Here is a 19,010-nt window from a genome sequence, read left to right on the forward strand (position 1 = left end):
GCAGCGCGCCACAACGTGGCGTGAATGCTACCGCAAATCACATTTTTCGGCTGAATGAAAACTTTGAAATGTGAAGCAGTTCAAAGTTAATCTGCTCTAGGGGGGTGGGGGCGTGGAGGAGGAGACCCTTTTGCAAAAAGGTCCCTCCCCCACAAAGCATTTCAAGTTGTCATTACATCTAGCCGTTATTGGCAGCATCTTTGGCGGCGCTGAGCGCAGCCTGAAGGCGGCTTTCATCTTCATGCGACAGTGAGGACTGGATGATTTCGCCGCCGGAGCCGCGCAGTTCAGCCAGCACCTTGTCGGTAATTTCAGAATCCACCAGCACAAACAGTGCCGAAGAACCCGGCTTGAGCTTTTCGCCAAGCTGCTTCATGAAATCATCGTTGATGCCCACATCGCTCAGCGCGCCGCCCACAGCGCCCGCGCCCGCGCCCACCACCAGGCCAAGCAGGGGATTCAGAAAGATCAGGCCGATGAGGGCCCCCCAGAAGCCGCCGCTCAAAGCGCCGGTGGCCGTGAGGTTGAAAAGCTGATGCAGCTTGACCTTGCCGTCCTGTTTGCGGGTAACTACCACTGCGTCTTCAAGGTCCACAAGGTAGGATTTCTGCATTTTTAAAAACTTGACGCGCTCTTCACTGGCCTGGGTTTCGTTGGGATAGGCTACAGCAATAAGTGTACGCATGGATGCTCCTTGGTTGTCAAAGTCGCCGCGAAAAAGGCGCGGCTGTATGCTATCATTACGGTAATTAATGATTATGGTTAGTAGTATAGCCCTGCCCGTGCGGTAAGGCAACCGTAAGCGGGCAGAGGGCGCGTTGGGTGAACCTGGGCCGTCCTTGGGCTACAGCTTGTTTACGGGCAGCTTCACGTACTGGATGCCGTTGACCGCAGCGCCAAATCTGCCGGTGCGCATATTGGCCTGGATGGAAGGCAGCAGCAGGGCGGGCACATCCTTGTCGGTGTCGTCGGCCTTGCGTTGCGCGACGAAGCTGTTTTTATCAATGCCGGTATGCAACCTGGTGTTTTTTGACTTCTGCTCGCCGACGGTGGTCATGCACTCGGGGCCGCGCGTGCCTTCAGGCGGATAGTCATGTCCGACATAGATGCGATAATGGTCGGGCAGGGCAAAGAGCTTGCGCGACGAATCGTAGGAGTCCTCGGCGCTGCCGCCAGGGAAGTCGCAACGACCCGAACCGACGTCCGGCAAAAAGATGGTGTCGCCCACAAAGGCGGTGTCTTCGATAATGTAGGTCGTGTCCGCCGGGGTGTGCCCGGGGGTATGGATGATTCTGGCCTTGAGGTCGGCGATGGTGAATTCTTCATCATTGTCAAACAGATGATCAAAGTCCGAACCATCGGCGGGGGTGTCGTCGGCCGTCTGAAAAATGGGAACCCAGGTGCTGATAATGTCCAGAATATGCTTGCTGATGGCAATTTTTCCGCCCAGTTTTTCTTTGATATAGCTGGCGGCGGTGATGTGGTCGGCGTGGATGTGGGTTTCAAGAATCCACTCAACCTGCAACTGTTTCTGCCGCACAAAGGTGATGACGGCATCAGCGGAGGTAGTGGTCGTGCGGCTTGAGGGCATGTCGTAATCAAGAACGCTGTCAATGACGGCGCAACGTTTCTGGGTATCTGTATCGGACCAGACCACGTAGGTCCAGGTAGCGGTAACGGGATCAAAGAATCCGCGCACATTGGGTGCAGCCATGGTAAACTCCTTGGACATCGGCGGTACTTTGCCGGAACGGGAACGTTTGAGTGACCTTGCAGGCAGGGGCTCTATGCCGGTCTGCCAACTGCCGGAGAAAGGGCGTCGGCTCCGCGCCTACTGGCAGCTTGCACCGGGGCTTTTGCCGCCCTTGCCTCCGCCGATGGGGCATGCCCCGCCACTGGAGCACGAAGCCCCCTGCCGGTTCCACGGCGCGTACATGAGCAGCATGGCCATGCCGCACCAGTTGGTGAGGCCCGAAACGGTCAGTCCTGAGCCGACAAACAGCGCGCCAAGATAGAAGGCCGGGTGGACAAAGAAGCCCAGCAGCATGAAGAGCAGAATAAGGAGCCCCGCCGCGAGGCGCACCTGCTTTTCCAGCGAGGGAACAGCGTCGCCGGGTCTGGAAGGGGCCGCGCCCACGGTGGCGAATCCTTCTTCCAGGCAGGCGCTCAGGCCGCCCTCGATAATGCTGACATTGCTGAAGCCCGCTTCGGCGAACTTGGCGGCGCCGGTTTTGGCTCGCGAGCCGGTATTGCACAATACGAGGATGGGCGTATCGGCAAGCACGCCGTTGCGCAGGGCCGTATCGCGCGGGACCAGGTCCAGCAGCGGCGCAAGGGCCGTTGGTATGGCCAGGCGCTTTTCAGCATATTCCATTGGCGTGCGCACATCCACAATGAGCGCCTGTCGTAAATCCATACTTTGCAGCTCTTTTGCGGTGATGCTTTGAACAGTGGACATATCATCTCCTTTGGCGGCTATGCCGGGATGTATGTGGCGTGAATGGAGTTCGGGATAAAGCAGAAAGGTTGTCCGAGGCAGTATCCTTCCATAAATATAGTGATATAGTTTGCACGGGATTGCAACAGCGGCACGGATTGTTCTTCATGTGAAGAAAATGGCGTACAGCAGTGACGGTATGATTGGCCTGTTTTGTAAAAAATAAATTGCAATATTGAGTTGTAAAGTATGATTTGAAGCGATACCGCTTTGAACACGCTCGCGAGTGCGCGAAGAGACGTCCGGCTTCTGCATTGCGCGGGCCGGCTCAGCCGCCGTGTAGGCGTCGCGGCATAAGCTGCGAGTGCGCGGGGTCGTGCGGGCGGTCGCAGTCCTAGCACGTAAGCCGGACTGAATTTTTGGCGCGGAGAGGCAGGACTCGGCGTTACGGATGCCACGCGACGCGCTTCGGGGATCAGGGTGCCGTGGATGCTTGTCCGGCGCGGTGCGGCTATCAGGAAGCCGCGCAAGCTCCGGAGGTTCGGGTCGTAGTAACGCGGAGCACTACAGAAGCTTCAGCCATGGTGGCCCATATGTGTGCAGGCTTCAGGCATGGCGCCGTCGGCGGTACAGAAAGAGACAGCGTGCGTAACGCCGAGGATTGCTTCATGACGCCGCTGACGTCGTCCGTGGGGTCCGCAAGCCCCCCACCGACAGCGCGACGACTGTCGCAATGCCTGCCGCAACGTCAGCGTTGTCGTAAGGTCAGCACTGCTGGCGGCTTGCGCGGGCATGTGCCGTACAGTTTTCGTGAATGCGCGTCCCCAAGCGATGCTACTTGGCCTGTTTGCGTTCACGCTTGGACATGCGCAGCCTGTCGGCCAGCATGCAGCAGCCGCATAAAAATACGGAAAAGGCGGTGGCCGTGAACACGCCCCTGTAGCCAAAGCCCGCGTTGACCACCATGCCGCCAATGAGCGGGGCCAGCATGCCGCTGGCGTCAAACGTCGCCATCATCACGTTGGAGTTGATGGAGCGCGTGGATGGAGTGGAACGGTCATACACGGCGGCGGCCAGCAGCGGGTAGAGCAGTCCGAGGCCAAGGCCGTACAGGCATGTGAGGGGCACAAAGGCCCACAGTGGCCCCCAGGCCAGCCCCAGCATGCAGAACGCCAGTACAAGGCTGCACAGGAGCGTCACCCTGTAGCGGGGCAGCGCGTCCAGCCTGTTGCTGCCCGCGAGACGCACCAGGATGATGGTGAGGGTATAGACGGAAAAGAACCATGCTGGGTGCGCGCCCGTGACCGAACACAGCCCCTTGATGAAAAATATGGCCAGTATGGTCATGATGCTGAAGCTCAGGCAGGCCATATAGACGAAGAACAGCCCGGAATGACTCACAGATTGCCACAGGGCCTGGCGCGAAACGCCGCCGCCGTCCCCGGGGGGCATTTCGGGCGTTTTCAGTCGGGGAGCCAGGGGAATGAGCATGAGCAGCGAAGGCAGGCCCAGCAGCGCGGAAACGGCAAAAAGGCCCGACTCGCCGCCCAGGAGGGGCAATATCGGTTCCGCCGCGGCGGGTATGATGGAGTAGGGCAGCAGCATGGTGAGAGAAAAGATGGCGAAGCCTCGGGCGCTTTGCCCCCTGGGGATGCAACTCACCAGCACGGCCACGGTGCAGCTTGAAAAAACAGCCAGGGCAATGCCCTGCACAATGCGCAATATCCAGATCAGGCCGATGACGTGCGGGCCGCCTACATGCGCGTATCCCAGCATGACGCAGCTTGAGACGATGATGGAAAGGGTCATGGCCATGAGCTTGCCCCGCCGCAGCAGAAAAACGCTGGCCAGCGGGCGGAACAGCAATACCATGGCGAACATTGACGACAACAGCACACCGCGCCAGTTGGGGCTGATGGTCATTGTCTCAAGCCACTGCTCAAAGCAGTAGAAAACGGCGATAAAGCTGTTGCAGAACATGGTCATGCAAAACAGCAGAATAAAATCACGGCTCAAAAGCGTTTGCGGCGGCTCTGGAGATGCCGGGGGGCTCACAGGCGGCAGAGGTGAAGCGGCAACGGACGGCATGGGGCCTCAACGGGTTTACGCCGCGACCGCCGCAGCCGCGGGCTGCCAGCGGCTGCTTCGGGTGAAGCTGCGGCCAGACTGAAATGCTTCACATTTCAATGTGTCATTCTGCAGAAAGATGCGATTTGCGGTAGCCGTTAGCGGGTCTTTGCCGCTTACAAATAGCGACAGCCATCAGCAGGCTGCTCGTTCAATTAACCAATTGCTGTCGTTGCGGCAACCGTTGCTTTAGCCGTTGCGACGCAGGAAGCTACGGATAAAGACAGCCTGAGTGACTACACAGTTCACTCCATACAATCGCTGTCGCCATTCGTAAGGCTCGCAGACTCGCCAACGACTGCCGCGAAGCTACGGATGAAGACGGCAATGAGTTACGCAAAAATCTTACCCAAAGAGTCGCTGTCGTTATCCGTAAGCCGCTGATGCTGCAACGGCTGACGCGCCCGCAGGGCTTGCCTGAACCACTGACGGAACCGTCTTACGGGGCAGGACAGCATCGCTACGGATGGCGACAGCGATTGTAAGGGACAAACCGTGTCGTTACGCATGCTGTCTTCAAGCGTCGTTTCCTGCGTCACAACGCTTGAAGCCTGCGCCGCAACGGCTGAAGCTCGGCAGCATCCACGCCACATCGCGGCGCGCTGCACTCTCGTGCGGCGTCAGGGCATGTAACCTTTTTTCAAAGTTACAATGCTCTAATGATACTCGCCCCTGAGAAATTTGTCGGCACAGGCGGCAACGGCCGCCTCATCCACCATCAACATGTCCATCTGGCGAGTCATGATAAGCAAACGCCCCAACTGATCCAGCCGGGTGCACAGTTCGGGCTTTGGATACTTCTGGTAGCGCGCGCGTATCCTATCACCCGTCAGCTCAACGGTAAAGCCGAGTTCTTTGAGTATCAGGCCTATACAGCGAACCCTGCGCACTCTTTGTTCATCGCTGGCGGCACCGCCCGCAAACTCGAAGCGTATGTAGTTTTTGCTCAGGGAGTCGCCGCACCATGTGTCCAGAATGGCGTAGTGGTAGCCCACGCGAGATGAAAAATTCAAATAGCGGTCGGAAACAATGGCGTAACTGCGCTGGCCAAAGCGCGAGCAGCCTTCCTGGTTGCCGCCGATAACGCTTTGCCCCATAACGGACAAAAAGCCCCGCATGTTTATGGGGCGGGGACCACGCGCCTGCACGGCGGGGTTGAGCATGCCGTCAAGAACATGCCTGAAGGGCACGCTGGTCACGTCGTCAGGGCATACGCGGCGCGATTCGGGATTACGCAGTCCGCCGCCAAGGTCGATGATGTACAGGTCCAGCGGAATGGAGCTGACAAGCGCGCTGGCCACCCCCGCGCTGTTGTCGGTGACGCTGTCGGATATCTTGAACATCTCGGAATAGCTCATTTCATGCGCATAGCGCATGATGTCGTGCAGCGAGGTGCAATGCTTTGGGGTAAAGGTGTCGGCCCTGGGGTCCACCAGGTGCAGGGGCAGGATATAGGGAGTAATGCGGCGCAGCAGCATAAGGGCGGGGCTGTCGGCCCTGGCCTGGGGGCGGGTGAGCCGCAGGGCCAGCAGCTCAGGCACTTCACCATCAAATATTCTGCCCGTGAGGGCGTCAACCGTTACGACCTGGCCAGCGGCAAGCACGCCCGTGACGCCGGGTATGTTCATGAGCGTGGGCACGCCGAATTCGCGGCATATGGACGCCATATGCCCCGTGAGGCTGCCTGTCTGGGCAATAATGGCCGAGGCCCGGCGCATGACCGACATGGCGCTGGGCGAGGAGTGGTCCATAAGCATCACGGCGCCTTCAGGAAAATGCGTAATGTCCTCGCCGTCGCCCACAAATACCACGGGGCCGCAGCCCACGCCCCTGGCCGCCACATCCGCTCCGGAAAGCAGGGGCCGCAGATGCCCCAAAATGGGAGCCGCCTTTTCTTCCGCCATGCTGTCGAGCCCCATGGGGCGCGTTTGCAGCAGCACAATCTGGTCGTCTTCGTCCACGGCCCATTCCATATCCTGCGGATACTGGTAATGCCGTTCCAGTTCCATAACCATGTTCGCAAGCTGGCGCACCTGGTCGTCGCTGAGGCAAGGCACGTCCTGCAGGTCTTCCGGCACAGGCGTCAGCTCGCTTTCCACCCCGGTTTCTGTCCGCGTCAGGCGCAGGCGCACGGCCTTGTGCGCGATGGTGGCCTTGGTGATCTTGCCTGTGGCCCGCGATACAAGCCATTGGTCGGGCGTGCCGGAGCCGTCCACCACCATTTCGCCCAATCCCCACAGGCCGTTGATGACAATGCTGTTGGAGCGCAGGTCAACGGGGTGGCGCGAAAAAGCCACTCCGGCGGCGCGGGAGCGCACCATCTCCAGACAGCACAGGCCCATGCCCGTGGCGTCCAGGGCATAGCCGTGTTCGGCGCGATAGGCCAGGGCTCGGGGAGAATACAGGCTGGCCACCACAGACTTGAAGGCGGGTATCAGGTCATTGCGGGTAACGCCGAGCAGACTGCGGTATTGCCCGGCAAAGGATTGCACCCCGTCTTCGGCTATGGCGCTGGAGCGCAGGGCCGCCACTGTCTGTGGGGAATCGCCGTAGGCCATGTCCCAGGCCTTGAGCAGGGCTTCCTCAACCTCCTGCGGCACAGGCGCTTCACAAATGATCTGTTCCACCTGACGGGCAATGGCGTTGACGCTGTCGGGTTTTTCCGGGTCCAAGGAGCGCAGCAGGGAATAGATGCTTTTGAAAAGCCCGGGAGTGCGCAAAAGAAAAATGCTCCCGGCCCTGATGGTGATGGCGAATCCGCGCGGCACCGGCATATCCAGCATGTTGCGCAGTTCGCCCAGGTTGGCGTTTTTGCCGCCCACGCTGTAGGCCATGCTGGCGTCTATTTCAGTGAGATCAAGGATCAGGGTGGGCACGTCACCGCTGGCGCGCTGATCCAGCTCTTTTTCAATGCGCCTGGCAATGTTTTGCAAGGCGTCATGCAAATCCTGGTGCCGCTGACTGGAAATGTCATTGAGCGCGGACGTCATGCGGTCGCAGCGAAAGATGGCCCGGCGGGCCTCCTTGCGCACCTGGCTGGTTTCCATATGGCGCTCGCCCTGCTGGGTGGCGTTAAGGCCGGCCAGAATACCCGCAAGGTCAGCATTGGCCTGCAAAAGATCCTTGAATGAGGCATACCGCCGATGAAAGGCGACCATGGCCTGCTCGCGCGTGATGCGCGGCTTGCGGCCAAAAAGTTTTTTCAGCTTGCTGACCACGAAAACACCCTTGGTATGCTGTTTGAGGCGTTGTATCAGCCTTCGGAAAGAGATCCGCCCACAACCACATAGCGTTGGGCCGGGCCACGGCCTTCCTTGCGCACAAGGCCCATCTGCACAAAGAGTTGCAGATCGTACTGCGCCGTGCGCATGGAAATGTCCTTGCCCAGCATCTGCTGATATTCCTGGCGGCTTATGCTGCCCATGGCCACAAGACGCGGCCACATCTCCGTCTGGCGGGAATTGAGGCGGGCCATGGCCGTGTTTGACGTGCCGCCTGCGGCATCAGCGGTGTTCGCGTTGATGGCCGAAGCCGATGCAAACGCGGATTCCTGCCCGGCAGCGCGTTCAAAGCCGGGGGCGTACAACGGCGTCTGGCGTGGAGGACTGGAAGACGCGGTGAAGCCCGATGTGGGCGAAGCGGAGCCGGACGTGGAAGAAAAATTCTGACCAGAAGTCTGTTTTTCGCCGGAATCCGCAGAGGGCATGGCGGCTGCCCCACTGGAGGACTGCGGGGCTCCCTTGTTTGCGGCGGCTTTGCCCCCCTCGTCAGCGCCAGCCCGGCCTTGCAGGCCGTCATGCGCGCCCTGCAACTGCGGGTCGGCCACCTGGGCTGCCTGATTTTCGGCGGTGCCGGCGGTGTTGCCGCCATTGGGCATGGTTATTGGCCCCAGCTGGATATTTTCGGCATAGAGGATGTTTTCTTCGCAGAACGTCAGGGCGCGGGTAAGCGTATTTTTCAGTTCGCGCACATTGCCGGGCCAGGAGTAGGCCATGAGTTTGGCCAGCGCGCCCCGGCTTATTTGCGGCATCTGCGCCGCTTGGGGCATCCTCGCCCCCTTGGCCGTACGGGAAGGCGTCGTGGGCAAAGAGTCGTTGTTTTCGGCGTCGGCGTCGTTTGCCGTTTCCACCTCTTCCGCCCTGGCCCTGGCCTTCACGGCTTCTGTCAGAAAATACACGGTCAACGAGGGAATGTCGCTCTTTCTCTCCCGCAGGGGAGGCGTGTGGATGGTAATGACGGCAAGGCGATAATACAGGTCTTCGCGGAAGACGCCCTCGCGCGCGTCTTCAAGCAGGGAAGCGTTGGTGGCGGCGATGATGCGCGTGTCAAAGGGAACCTCCTGATCGCTGCCGAGAGGGCGGATGCGCCGGGTGGACAGCGCGCGGAGCAGGGCCTGCTGCACCTTGGGCGCGGCGTTGCCCACTTCGTCCAGCATGAGGGTGCCGCCTTCCGCCGCCAGAAACGCGCCTTTTCTGGCTTGCCTGGCCTCGGTAAAGGCGCCTTTCACATGGCCGAACAGGGTGTCCATGAGCAGGTTTTCATCCAGCGCGCCGCAGTTGATGGTGATGAACGGGCCGGAGGCCCGCGAGCTCAGCCGGTGTATGGCTTCAGACACCAGTTCCTTTCCTGTGCCGGTTTCGCCGATGACAAGCACGTCGGCCAGAACCTGAGAGGCCTTGCGCACCTGATCATACAGGATCTGCATGGCGGGTGATGTTCCCACAAGACCGCTGGCGGGCAAGTCTTCGGGGTGGGGCAGGTCGGGCGCGGGTTCGCGCTGCCATTGGGCGTCCTGCAGGGCCTCGTGGCTGAGGCGCTGTATCCTGGCCTGGCGCAGGCGTCCCAGCAGGGTGTTGATGTCCGCCTTTACGCCTTCCAGTTCCCTCGGCAGGGGCGGCAGGTCAAGGTCGTCGGATCCACCCGTGACGTTGCGCTTGTGCAGCGTCCACCCCAGAGTGTTGAGCGATTTGCTCATCTGGCGCGCCAGCCACCACAGGCTCAGCGTTAAAAGCAGCATGCCCCCCAGAAAGCTGACGGCGTATATGCCCATGACCTGCATGCCGGCACGGGTGGTCGTAAAGCTGGTATCCAGAACGGCCAGGCCGCCGAGCACAATGGGGTCGCCGCCGGAGCCTGGCATAAAGCTTATGGGCACGTAGCTTACCCGCTCCACCCGCATCTGGCCGTTGCTCCACACGGTGCTGCTTTCTGTCATGGGCAGCTGGTTGGCCTGCCCTGCCTGCACGTCGGCAACCATGCTCCAGTAGTTGATATGTTCCGGACTTGGGCGAAAAGCCATGCTGAAGCCGGGACGTCCGTAATCACCCCAAAATCCCGCCCGAACGGAATCGTTGGCCAGGCTTTTGCCTGCCAGAGTCGCGTCGGGCGTTTCGGATTGAAACAGCATCCAGCCGTCCCTGTCGAAAAACAGGCTGCGCACGCGGGTTTCGGAGCCTGACGCCGCTATGGGGGCCTCGGGAGATGAATAGCGCGAGATGATGTTCCGCAGGTCCTTCATATCAAGGGACAGCAGGAGGTAGCCCTTGAAGTTGCCCTCCCTGTCATGCACGGCCGTAAAAAAGCGCAGCACATAAAGAGACAGGCCCTGAAGGGAATTGTTGACCGGCACCATGGAGTATACGGCCTCCATGGGTTGCCCCACATTGACATACCCGGGCCGCTGATCGCCGCTGAGGTTGTGAAACGGGCTTGAGGGGCTGTCCAGCGCCACCTGCATGGGCACATTGATGACCTGGCCCTCGTGGTTGAGCAGAAGGTAGCGGCTTTCGGGGGCCAGACCCAGGTAGGCCACCTCGCGGTAATGCAGGCCGTCGGCTTTCGTGCGGAACTCCAGCCTGTTCTTCATGTCCGCCGGATCCATTGATCCGGCGGCCAGAATGAGCAGCTGGTTGCGTGTTTCTGCCAGCGCATGCTCAAGAGCCAGCCTCATGCCCTGGGCCTGAAGCTGCGCGTTGCGCGCTATTGCGCGATTGACGATGTTTTCGATGCTGCTGCCGGTGGCGACAAAGATAAGAAGCAGAACCACAGCCAGCAGGGGGAGCCCCAGTATGAGCATGCGGCTGACAAGGCTGCGGTTCATGAAAAAGGAGGTGATGTCCAACGTGCTGCCGCCGGGAAGCGTTCTGTAGAAGCGCATCAGGGAGCCCCCTTTTGTGGTTGCGCAAAAAAGCGCAATCTTTGTGGCGACTATAGGATAGTTGCGAAAAACTGGCAAGATGTTTCGTGCAAACGGAGGAAAAAATCAGAGAATTACGGCAAATATCATGCAATGGCACGAGGATTGCTATCTTTTTCACATTCACTGCGTGACAGTCGGTGTGGCCCGGTGTGGGAACAGCCGAAAAGAGTCTAAAGGGACCGCAAACTGAGTGGAGGGTTTTATGAAAAAGATGCGCAAGCTCATGACGTGGCTGGCAGGCTGCGCGTTCATGCTTGCCGCCATGCCTGGCATGGCCTTGGCAGCCGGCGGAGGAAAGGAAGCGGCGGTGGTCATTGTGGCCGATACGCGCAAGCTGGACGGCATCCTGTACTGGTGGGCTGAAATGTACAATGAAAGCCATCTGTTTTTCGCCATCCTGACCATGCTCATCATTCCCATCGTGGGATGTATTCTGGGCTGGTTGGCCGACATCGTCATGACGCATATCGGCATTGACCTCAAGCACCGCGAACTGGCCGAAAAGTAAGGGGGCACAGTATGGAATGGCTGTATATTTTGATGCCCATTTCCGGCGTGAACATTTTTTGGCCGGGACTGATCATTCTTGGGTTTGGCGTGGGTATTATCGGCGGCTTTTTCGGGCTGGGCGGCGCATGGATGGTGACCCCCGGTCTGAACATCCTGGGCTTCCCCATGGCCTTTGCCATCGGCACTGACGTTGCGCAGATGGCCGGTAAATCACTTATTTCGACCATGCGTCACGGCAAGTTCGGCAACGTCGACTACATGCTGGGCATCACCATGCTCATCGGTACGGTCATCGGCGTTGAAATCGGCGCGCAGATGGTCATGTGGCTTGAGCGCATCGGTTCGGTGGACAAGGTCGTGCGCTGGCTTTACGTGGTGCTGCTCATCTCCATTGCCTGGCTGGTCTTCCACGACGCCGCCGTGCGCCGTCGCAAGGAGCGCGAGGCCAAGGCGCAGCACAAGGAACTGGACGCCACCGCTGTGGGTATTGACTGGGCTTCACGCCTTCAAGCTATCAGGATTCCTCCCGTTGTACACTACAAGCATGCCAACATCACCTGCTCTGCGTGGCTGCCCATCATGGTCAGCTTTTTCACGGGCTGGCTGGCCGGTATCCTCGGTATCGGCGGCGGTCTCATCCGTATGCCCGCTCTCGTCTATCTTGTGGGCTGCCCCACCCATCTGGCAGTGGGCACGGACCTCTTTGAAGTTGCCATTTCCGGCCTGTATGGAACGGCGTCCTACGCGTACAAGGGTCGCGTGGAGCTCCTGGCCGCCCTCATCATGCTGGCTGGCGCTGCCGTTGGAGCGCAGATAGGCGTGGTGGCCACCAAATATGTCAAGGGTTACGGCATCCGTTTTGTCTTTGGTCTGGCCGTGCTCGGCTGCCTTATGTCAGTTGTGCTCAAGCTCCTTCAGGCTGAATTCCCGTCCTGGGGCTGGCTGCTTGGCCCTCTGGCCACAGTTGAAGTGCTTGGTTTCGTGAGTGCCATTTCCATCTACATCGCGGTGAAGATGGTGCAGGGCGCCAAGGCGGAATTGGCCGCCAAGAAGATGCGGGCAGCGAACAGCTAGGAGGAACACAGCCATGAAGATTCGTAGTTTGCTGCTTATAATGGTTCTTGGACTGACCACCTTTCTTGCCGCCTGCAACTTTGAAGGCGGAGTGGAGCAGGGCCGCTGTGTGGCCTTCAATCCCGAAGCCAAAACAATAACCATCGTTGTTGACGTTACCCATGACCAGTTCAACCCCCATTACAGTGGCGGCGCGCATACCTACAAGTTGCCCGCAGCCCCCGGCGAAATGGGCCCCACTCCCGTAGTGGGCGGTCGTCTGATGATAGATCTGGCCAAGAACACAGTGCTCATTTATGACAACGATGCCAAGACCGTGCGCGAAATTCCCGTGCAGTTCGTGGACGTGGAAAAGAACATCCAGCCCAAGCATCCCAAGGTGGCTGGCAAGACGTTCCCCGTCGTGGACAAGGAACAGCAGACAGTTACGGTGTACTCCAGCCGTCTGAGCGCCCTGATCACCTTCAAGGTGCCCGCCAGCGAAATCGACCTGCCGGTCTATGCCTGGACGGCCGGCAACGAGATGCGCATCGCCTTCCGCACCAGCGCCAAGGATCAGGCCATCCGCATCATGAACGTGAGCAAGACCAACATCTTCAGCAAGTAAGCGTATACAGCGTCACACTGCCGGGGCGGGCTTATGGCCCGCCCCGGCAAAAGCCTTTGGAGAGCAGAATGAACAGCTACAAGCAGCACCTGTATATCAGTGGCATCCGTATAACGGCCAATGCGCTCATGGTGGCGGCGGTCTTTGCGGCCATGTATCAATCGTCACACAGCTTTAATTCTGCTGAACTGGTATTCTGCGCATGGTTTTTCGGCATCACCGTCCCCCTGTGGGCCGGAGCCTTCTGGCTGACGCGGCTGGTGCGGCGGCGGTTTCCCGCTGAGGGGCAGAGCATGGTGGAGCTGCCGCGCAAGGGGCTCAGCCTGGTCAGCTGGCGGGTGCTCGAGCCTTCGCAGCATTCCTTGACGGTGCAGCGCTCATGATTGCCGCCCCCACTTGCAGAGGATATGATTTGCCCATGCAGACAGTTCTTGACGCCAACACCTGGGAAACCTGCCAGGGTATCCGCCAGCGCCAGCGCAAGCTGGGGCTGGTCTGTGCGGTTTTGCTGGCTGTGGCCCTGCTTGGGCTGGTGGACGGGCTTCAGGGGCTCATGCGGTCAGGGGCAAACGCGCTTGAGCTTCTGCCGGGAAAAATGGCGGCACTTTCAGGCCCGTTGACAATCAAGAATCCCGTGATGCGGGATATCGAGGTAAGCTTCACCCCGGCGAGCGCCCCCCTGAATTTCAACCTGGAAGGCTTTTTTGCGGGGTACTGGTTTGGCAACGGCATGTGGCGCGGCACGGTAACCGCCGAAAATCAGGCGGAACCCGGTGAATACCACATGCGGGTGGCCTTCAGGGGCGCTGCCGCCAGCACCTTTCAAAATTATACTGTGCAGGTGCATGCCGATGCCAATGACATGCGCGCCCAATCCACGTCCTTTGCCCTGCGGCTGACCGGGGTCAATCCTTTTGCGCTGGCGGCGGGCTTTGTCGGCCTGGCTATGCTGGTTGGCGTGGGCGTCTACCGGCAGGGCAGCAGGCTTATCCGCATGCTGGTGCGCATGGGCTGCGGCGAAGTTGTGCGGGTGCAGGAAGAAAAGAACGGCGTGCGCTTGTGGTGCCTCCTTTACGGCTCACGCCCGCCGTATGAGGGTACTGTCTGCGCTGTCATCACCACCGAAGGCGGGGTGCTGGCCCATGCCCGCGCCGGCACTGCGGCCAAGGGGTCGTTGCAGCTTTTCATCTCGCACCCTGAACCTGCGCAAAAAGAATCCGGCCCGGAGCACAATGAGTCCGGCCCGGCGCCAAAAGAAATTTCTTTCGCCGTGCGGCCCGGCTGCCTTGTCTGCCTGCGACCTCCGTGTTCGCAGTCTCCTCCGGCCCCCACAAGCTGAGCCAACCGGCGTTGCGCGGCATGCACATACGCGCCTTTGTGCATGCCGCATTTATTTTATCCACTGATTATCCGCCCTTGTCCGGCTGTTCCTGATGGAGCGCCGTCAGGGCGGATTTTTCGCGGTGTGCCCGCAGGGGCTGGCGCAAACCCCGGGACCTGCCCTTTCCCGCTCTTGCCGCCCGTGCGGGCATGCGTTAATATTTGTGGGTTATATGCCCATTGCGGGCGCAAAACCAAGGTGGATTTCATGCTACAACAGTGCCCTTGCGGCAGCGGGCGGTCTTTGGACCAGTGCTGTGCCCCTTATATGGATGGGTCGGTCTGGCCCGATGATGCCGAAACGCTTATGCGTTCGCGGTATTCGGCCTATGTATTGGGCCGTTATCAATGGCTTGTGGACAGTACGCACCCGGACTACCGGGATGGCGTTTCCGTGCAAAAGCTGACGGAACAGGCCAAGGATGTCCATTGGCTGCGCCTGGATGTCGGGCGGGTGGAAGACGGCGTGCCTGCGGGACAGAACGGCGAACTTTTCGATGTGGTGGAATTTCACGCCTACTACGAGATGGAAGGCATCCCCCGTCAGTTGGGTGAACGCAGCTTCTTTGCCCGGCATGAAGACAAGATTTATTATGTGGACGGCGTCGGCCTGCGGCCGGAAGCCTACCGCAGGCCGGAAGTCAAGGTCGGGCGTAATGACCCCTGCCCTTGCGGCAGTGGCAAGAAATACAAAAAATGCTGTGGGGCCGGAAAAGCTTGAACGAGCGAAGCACAGATACGTCTGCCCGAGGCGGCGGCAAAAGCGGGCCGCTGACGGCCATCCGCCAGTTCTGCCTTGAATGCCAGGGCGCATCGGGCAGGGCTGTGCGCGCCTGTGCGGACAGGCACTGCCCCCTTTGGGAATGGCGCCTTGCATCCTTGCCTGACGAACTCTGCCCCGCGCCCGAGGCGGAGGCAGGGCTTCAGGCCTTGCGCGCCATCAGGCGGCAGTGCATGCTCTGCGCTGGTGACAGGGAAGAAGTGCGCGCCTGCGCCACACGTGAGACCTGCGTGTTGTGGCGTTACCGTTTCGGCGTGCGCCCCCAGACCTACAAGCTGGTACGTCGCCGTTTTTTTGCCCCCAAACCATTGAGTCTGCTGTGAAGCGCGCCCCGCACGCGGGCTGCGGCCAGGCAGATTGCCCCAGCCGGATTGGGGCCAGCCGGATTGCTGCCTGGCGGGCGGCTGTCAGGTGGACGCGTCAATGTGTAGCGTCTTTTTGGGGAATGCATATGTCAGAGCATGTTAACTTTGAAAAAGTGTAAATGCTCTAACGCCGCACGAAAGTGCAGCGCGCCACAACGTGGCGTGGATTCAGCTGAGCTTTAGCCGTTGCGACGAAGGAAGCTACGGATGCTTCAAGCGTTGTGACGCAGGCTTAAAGCGTTGTGACGCAGGAAACTACGCTTGAAGACAGCATGCGTAACGACACGGTTTGTCCCTTACAATCGCTGTCGCCATCCGTAAGCCCTGTGGGCAACGGCTGCCGCAAAGACAGCATTGGTTAATTGAGCGGACAGCCTACTGATGGCTGTCGCTATCCGTAAGCGGTAAAGCCCCGCTAACGGCTCCGCAAATCGCATTTTTCGGCTGAATGAAGACTTTGAAATGTGAAGCATTTCAAAGTTAATCTGCTGTTTTTCAGGGGCACCCACGTAGCCGCCAAAGCAGTTTTGTTTTTAAATTGCTTTAAACCTTGGGCCGGTATAACGACTGGCAAAAGGTATAAGGGAGAAGCCGATGTCTCATTATCTTGAATGGTCGCGGGCCTACAGCCACAGGCTGAACGCGGCGGACGCCGCCCCTCTTCGGGCCAGGGCTGCCGAACTGGGCGTCCGCCTGGAGCGTGAGCTGGCTCAGGGCACCCTGCCTTTTCTTTCAATGCCGTACAGGGCGACGCTTGAGCGGGATCTGCCGCCTGTTCTTGAAAAGGTGCGAACGCGCAAGCACATGCTTGTTCTGGGCATAGGCGGTTCGGCTCTGGGCGCGCGGGCGCTGCAAAAAGCCTTTGCGCCGGGCCAGGACAGGCCGGGGCATGACGGTCCGTGCCTGTGGATTGCCGACAACGTGTGCGCTGAAGAACTTGAAGCCCTGCTTGGCAGCCTTGATGCGGCAGACACGTCCGTGGTCTGCATCAGCAAGTCTGGCGGCACCATTGAAACCCTGGCCCAGTATTTTCTTGTGCGCCAGTGGCTTCAGGACGCTCTGGGCCAGGGCTGGCATGATCACATGGTGGTGGTTACCGACGCCACATCCGGCTATCTGCGGCAGGAGGCCACCCTGCACGGTCTGGCTTCGCTGGAAGTTCCAGACCATCTGGGCGGGCGCTATTCGGTGCTTTCCGCCGTGGGGCTGCTGCCCGCCGGATTTCTGGGCATTGACTGGCAGGCCCTCCTGGACGGCGCGGCCAGTGTGACCCGTCATCTGGTGGAAAACCCGCGCGCCATGGGGCAGCACCCTGCCTACGCGCTTGCCTGCTGGGCCAGGGCTCTGGAATTGCAGGAATACAGCGAGCTCATCCTGTTCTGCTACGTGCCGCAATGGGCGGCCCTTGGCCCGTGGTTTGCGCAGTTGTGGGCGGAAAGTCTGGGCAAGGACGGCCAGGGCATCCTGCCTGTGGCTGCCACGGGCGTTACGGATCAGCATTCGGTAAATCAGATGTTTCTGAGCGGCCCGCGCAACAAGGGCTGCATCTTTCTTACCAGCCGGGGGCAGGCCGCAGGCCGCGCCTTTGGTCAGGATCTGCCGCAGGAATGGGCCTGGCTGCGGGGCAAGCCCCTGGGCGCGCTGCTTGAAGCCGAGGCCCTGGGCACGCGCATGGCCCTTTGCATGAATGAGGTGCCGCTGGTGCATATTGATATGGACGGCACTGGCCCCAGGGCTGCCGGGGCCTTCATGCTGCTGATGGAGGCGGCGACCCTGTTTACTGGCTGGCTCATGGGCGTGAACCCTCTGGATCAGCCTGCGGTGGAGCTGGGCAAGCGCCTGGCCAATGCCCGCCTGGGCGCGCCTGGCTATGCGTCCGAGCATGCGGACCTGGATACTTTTATGGCCGTGCCCGTGCAGGAGCAGGCATTTTAAGGAAAGCAGATGTTCTTCAAAAAAAAGCGGAGCGCAACGAACAGTGATTCGGGCCGCGCGCCGCGCGGCCCGCAGGCCGAGGACTGTGCGCAGCCATACACGGGCGGCGTTCAGGACTGGAGCCCGAGCAATCCGGGCGGGCCTGTTCCCAATGCACAAGGTGAAGCTGAGGGCGGCCTGCCGCTGAGCTACGCCCGCCCTTTGTCATGGCTTTCGCTGGTGGTCATTTTGCTCACCAGTCTGGGGCTTTCTTTCTTTATCTCCAACTCGGCCCGCGAAACGCTGCTGACCCGGCAGGAGGGCTTTGCCCGCCTGCTGGTAGAAAACCTCAACAGCCAGATATTCCGGCGCTTCGCCCTGCCGACGCTGATGGGCTACGGGCGCATCGCCCTGCGCCAGCCCGCCCAGTACGAAAGACTTGACCAGGTCGTGCAATCCGTCCTTCAGGGGCTGCCGGTGGAGCGCCTGCGCATTTACGACTTTTCCCGGCTGGTGGCCTATTCCACCCGCAAGGAAGAAGTCGGCCGGGCCGGGCTTTCCCCTGCCAATCTGGATGACATACTGCACGGCGGGGCGCCTTCGTCTGAAATCGTCTCGACCATACCCGCCTGGCAGGCCCCGTTCAGGCTGCCGCTGGAGGAGGGCACCTTTGTTCTGCGCGTGCTCTATCCGCTGAAAGGCGAACCCCTGCAGCCTGGGCTGGAGGCCCCCATCATGGGAGCCCTGGAACTCACGCAGGATATTACGGGCGACTATGAACAGGTGCTGACCTTTCAGGGCATCATTGTGGTCATGTGCCTGATGTCATCCGTGGTGCTTTTCGGCCTTCTGCTCATGCTTATCCACCGTTCGGAGCGCGTACTGGCCGAGCGCATGCAAAAAAACCGGCAGCTTGAAAAGCAGTTGCACAGTAACGAGCGTTTTGTGAGCATGGGGCGCGTCATCGCCAGCATTGCCCACGAAATACGCAATCCCCTCGGCATCATCCGCTCCAGCGCCGAATTGCTGCAACGCCGTACAGACAAGGCCGATGCGGGTACGCGACGTATTCTGGGCGCGATTTTTGATGAATCCGTGCGCCTGTCGCAGACGGTGAACGACTTTCTGGACTATGCCCGCCCCCGTCAGCCCAAACAGGATCTCGTCGATGTGAGCCTTGTGCTGGATCAGGTGCTGGCCTTTCTTGAAGGGGACATGGCCCGGCGCGGAGTCGCGGTGGAGCGTGAGACTGACGAATCTCTCTTTGTGCACGGCGACAAGGATTTGCTGTACCGCGCGTTTTACAATATCATGGTCAACGGACAACAGGCAATGGACGGACCGGGCATCCTGCGTGTCAGCGGCAACCGTGACGGCGAAGGCCATGTCCGGCTGGAGTTTCTTGATTCCGGGCCGGGCTTTGACGCCGCCACTGTGGGCAATCTGCTGGACCCTTTCTTTACGACCAAAGACGGGGGCACAGGGTTGGGCCTGCCCATTGTACAGTCCATTATCACCAGCCACGGCGGCGTAATCCAGCTGGAAAACGGCCCGGAAGGCGGCGCTCTTGTGCGTGTGCTGCTGCCCGAGGCCCATACCGGGGCACAGGAATAGTC

Annotated in this window: 16 protein-coding genes; 9 read left to right on the plus strand and 7 right to left on the minus strand. The window is 60.0% G+C overall.

Annotated elements, in window-relative coordinates; genetic code table 11:
• Positions 1-178 precede the first annotated feature (178 nt).
• The 7 genes from ACZ5DH_RS02105 to ACZ5DH_RS02135 all read right to left on the minus strand — a co-directional run bounded on the left by ACZ5DH_RS02105 (position 179) and on the right by ACZ5DH_RS02135 (position 10,721).
• Positions 179-685 carry a DUF1269 domain-containing protein gene (locus ACZ5DH_RS02105; protein WP_464255511.1) on the minus strand — a complete coding sequence of 169 codons (507 nt, stop codon included), beginning with the start codon at positions 683-685 and terminating at the stop codon, positions 179-181.
• 159 nt (positions 686-844) lie between these two features.
• A complete protein-coding gene (locus ACZ5DH_RS02110; RefSeq protein WP_464255512.1) occupies positions 845-1,714 on the minus strand; it encodes an MBL fold metallo-hydrolase in 870 nt (289 codons plus the stop codon).
• A 117-nt stretch (positions 1,715-1,831) separates the two neighbouring features.
• Positions 1,832-2,458, minus strand: coding sequence for a rhodanese-like domain-containing protein (locus tag ACZ5DH_RS02115; protein WP_464255513.1), 627 nt, complete (start codon positions 2,456-2,458; stop codon positions 1,832-1,834).
• 813 nt (positions 2,459-3,271) lie between these two features.
• Positions 3,272-4,525 carry an MFS transporter gene (locus ACZ5DH_RS02120; protein ID WP_464255514.1) on the minus strand — a complete coding sequence of 418 codons (1,254 nt, stop codon included), beginning with the start codon at positions 4,523-4,525 and terminating at the stop codon, positions 3,272-3,274.
• A 371-nt stretch (positions 4,526-4,896) separates the two neighbouring features.
• Entirely contained in the window at positions 4,897-5,103 is a 207-nt protein-coding gene (locus ACZ5DH_RS02125; protein ID WP_464255515.1) for a hypothetical protein, read from the minus strand.
• A 117-nt stretch (positions 5,104-5,220) separates the two neighbouring features.
• A complete protein-coding gene (locus tag ACZ5DH_RS02130) occupies positions 5,221-7,782 on the minus strand; it encodes a PEP/pyruvate-binding domain-containing protein (RefSeq protein WP_464255516.1) in 2,562 nt (853 codons plus the stop codon).
• Between the two features lie 35 nt (positions 7,783-7,817).
• Positions 7,818-10,721 carry a sigma 54-interacting transcriptional regulator gene (locus ACZ5DH_RS02135; RefSeq protein WP_464255517.1) on the minus strand — a complete coding sequence of 968 codons (2,904 nt, stop codon included), beginning with the start codon at positions 10,719-10,721 and terminating at the stop codon, positions 7,818-7,820.
• A gap of 244 nt (positions 10,722-10,965) precedes the next feature.
• Between ACZ5DH_RS02135 and ACZ5DH_RS02140 the strand changes: the two genes are divergently transcribed.
• From ACZ5DH_RS02140 to ACZ5DH_RS02180, 9 genes are all read left to right on the plus strand, one after another.
• Positions 10,966-11,271 carry a DVU0150 family protein gene (locus ACZ5DH_RS02140; protein ID WP_464255518.1) on the plus strand — a complete coding sequence of 102 codons (306 nt, stop codon included), beginning with the start codon at positions 10,966-10,968 and terminating at the stop codon, positions 11,269-11,271.
• A gap of 11 nt (positions 11,272-11,282) precedes the next feature.
• Positions 11,283-12,347, plus strand: coding sequence for a sulfite exporter TauE/SafE family protein (locus tag ACZ5DH_RS02145; RefSeq protein ID WP_464255519.1), 1,065 nt, complete (start codon positions 11,283-11,285; stop codon positions 12,345-12,347).
• 13 nt (positions 12,348-12,360) lie between these two features.
• A complete protein-coding gene (locus ACZ5DH_RS02150) occupies positions 12,361-12,954 on the plus strand; it encodes a DUF4881 domain-containing protein (protein ID WP_464255520.1) in 594 nt (197 codons plus the stop codon).
• 68 nt (positions 12,955-13,022) lie between these two features.
• On the plus strand, positions 13,023-13,337 hold the full coding sequence (locus tag ACZ5DH_RS02155) for a hypothetical protein (RefSeq protein WP_464255521.1): 315 nt from the start codon (positions 13,023-13,025) through the stop codon (positions 13,335-13,337).
• Positions 13,338-13,372: 35 nt separating this feature from the next.
• A complete protein-coding gene (locus tag ACZ5DH_RS02160; protein ID WP_464255522.1) occupies positions 13,373-14,293 on the plus strand; it encodes a hypothetical protein in 921 nt (306 codons plus the stop codon).
• Between the two features lie 249 nt (positions 14,294-14,542).
• Positions 14,543-15,055, plus strand: coding sequence for a YchJ family protein (locus ACZ5DH_RS02165; protein ID WP_464255523.1), 513 nt, complete (start codon positions 14,543-14,545; stop codon positions 15,053-15,055).
• Positions 15,052-15,438 (plus strand): hypothetical protein, encoded by a 387-nt coding sequence (locus ACZ5DH_RS02170; RefSeq protein ID WP_464255524.1) that lies wholly within the window; start codon positions 15,052-15,054, stop codon positions 15,436-15,438. The genes ACZ5DH_RS02165 and ACZ5DH_RS02170 overlap by 4 nt, the downstream gene beginning before the upstream one ends.
• A 636-nt stretch (positions 15,439-16,074) precedes the next feature.
• Positions 16,075-17,415: a glucose-6-phosphate isomerase gene (locus ACZ5DH_RS02175; RefSeq protein ID WP_464255525.1), complete on the plus strand. Its 1,341-nt coding sequence runs from the start codon at positions 16,075-16,077 to the stop codon at positions 17,413-17,415.
• A 9-nt stretch (positions 17,416-17,424) separates the two neighbouring features.
• Positions 17,425-19,008: a two-component system sensor histidine kinase NtrB gene (locus tag ACZ5DH_RS02180; protein ID WP_464255526.1), complete on the plus strand. Its 1,584-nt coding sequence runs from the start codon at positions 17,425-17,427 to the stop codon at positions 19,006-19,008.
• Positions 19,009-19,010 lie beyond the last annotated feature (2 nt).

This window comes from Desulfovibrio simplex, assembly GCF_055387835.1.

Excerpts from the sequence above, each read along its gene's own strand:
- ACZ5DH_RS02105 (WP_464255511.1), bottom strand. The coding sequence starts at position 685 with ATGCGTACACTTATTGCTGTAGCCTATCCCAACGAAACCCAGGCCAGT.
- ACZ5DH_RS02110 (WP_464255512.1), bottom strand. The coding sequence starts at position 1,714 with ATGGCTGCACCCAATGTGCGCGGATTCTTTGATCCCGTTACCGCTACC.
- ACZ5DH_RS02115 (WP_464255513.1), bottom strand. The coding sequence starts at position 2,458 with ATGTCCACTGTTCAAAGCATCACCGCAAAAGAGCTGCAAAGTATGGAT.
- ACZ5DH_RS02120 (WP_464255514.1), bottom strand. The coding sequence starts at position 4,525 with ATGCCGTCCGTTGCCGCTTCACCTCTGCCGCCTGTGAGCCCCCCGGCA.
- ACZ5DH_RS02135 (WP_464255517.1), bottom strand. The coding sequence starts at position 10,721 with ATGCGCTTCTACAGAACGCTTCCCGGCGGCAGCACGTTGGACATCACC.
- ACZ5DH_RS02140 (WP_464255518.1), top strand. The coding sequence starts at position 10,966 with ATGAAAAAGATGCGCAAGCTCATGACGTGGCTGGCAGGCTGCGCGTTC.
- ACZ5DH_RS02145 (WP_464255519.1), top strand. The coding sequence starts at position 11,283 with ATGGAATGGCTGTATATTTTGATGCCCATTTCCGGCGTGAACATTTTT.
- ACZ5DH_RS02150 (WP_464255520.1), top strand. The coding sequence starts at position 12,361 with ATGAAGATTCGTAGTTTGCTGCTTATAATGGTTCTTGGACTGACCACC.
- ACZ5DH_RS02155 (WP_464255521.1), top strand. The coding sequence starts at position 13,023 with ATGAACAGCTACAAGCAGCACCTGTATATCAGTGGCATCCGTATAACG.
- ACZ5DH_RS02160 (WP_464255522.1), top strand. The coding sequence starts at position 13,373 with ATGCAGACAGTTCTTGACGCCAACACCTGGGAAACCTGCCAGGGTATC.
- ACZ5DH_RS02165 (WP_464255523.1), top strand. The coding sequence starts at position 14,543 with ATGCTACAACAGTGCCCTTGCGGCAGCGGGCGGTCTTTGGACCAGTGC.
- ACZ5DH_RS02175 (WP_464255525.1), top strand. The coding sequence starts at position 16,075 with ATGTCTCATTATCTTGAATGGTCGCGGGCCTACAGCCACAGGCTGAAC.
- ACZ5DH_RS02180 (WP_464255526.1), top strand. The coding sequence starts at position 17,425 with ATGTTCTTCAAAAAAAAGCGGAGCGCAACGAACAGTGATTCGGGCCGC.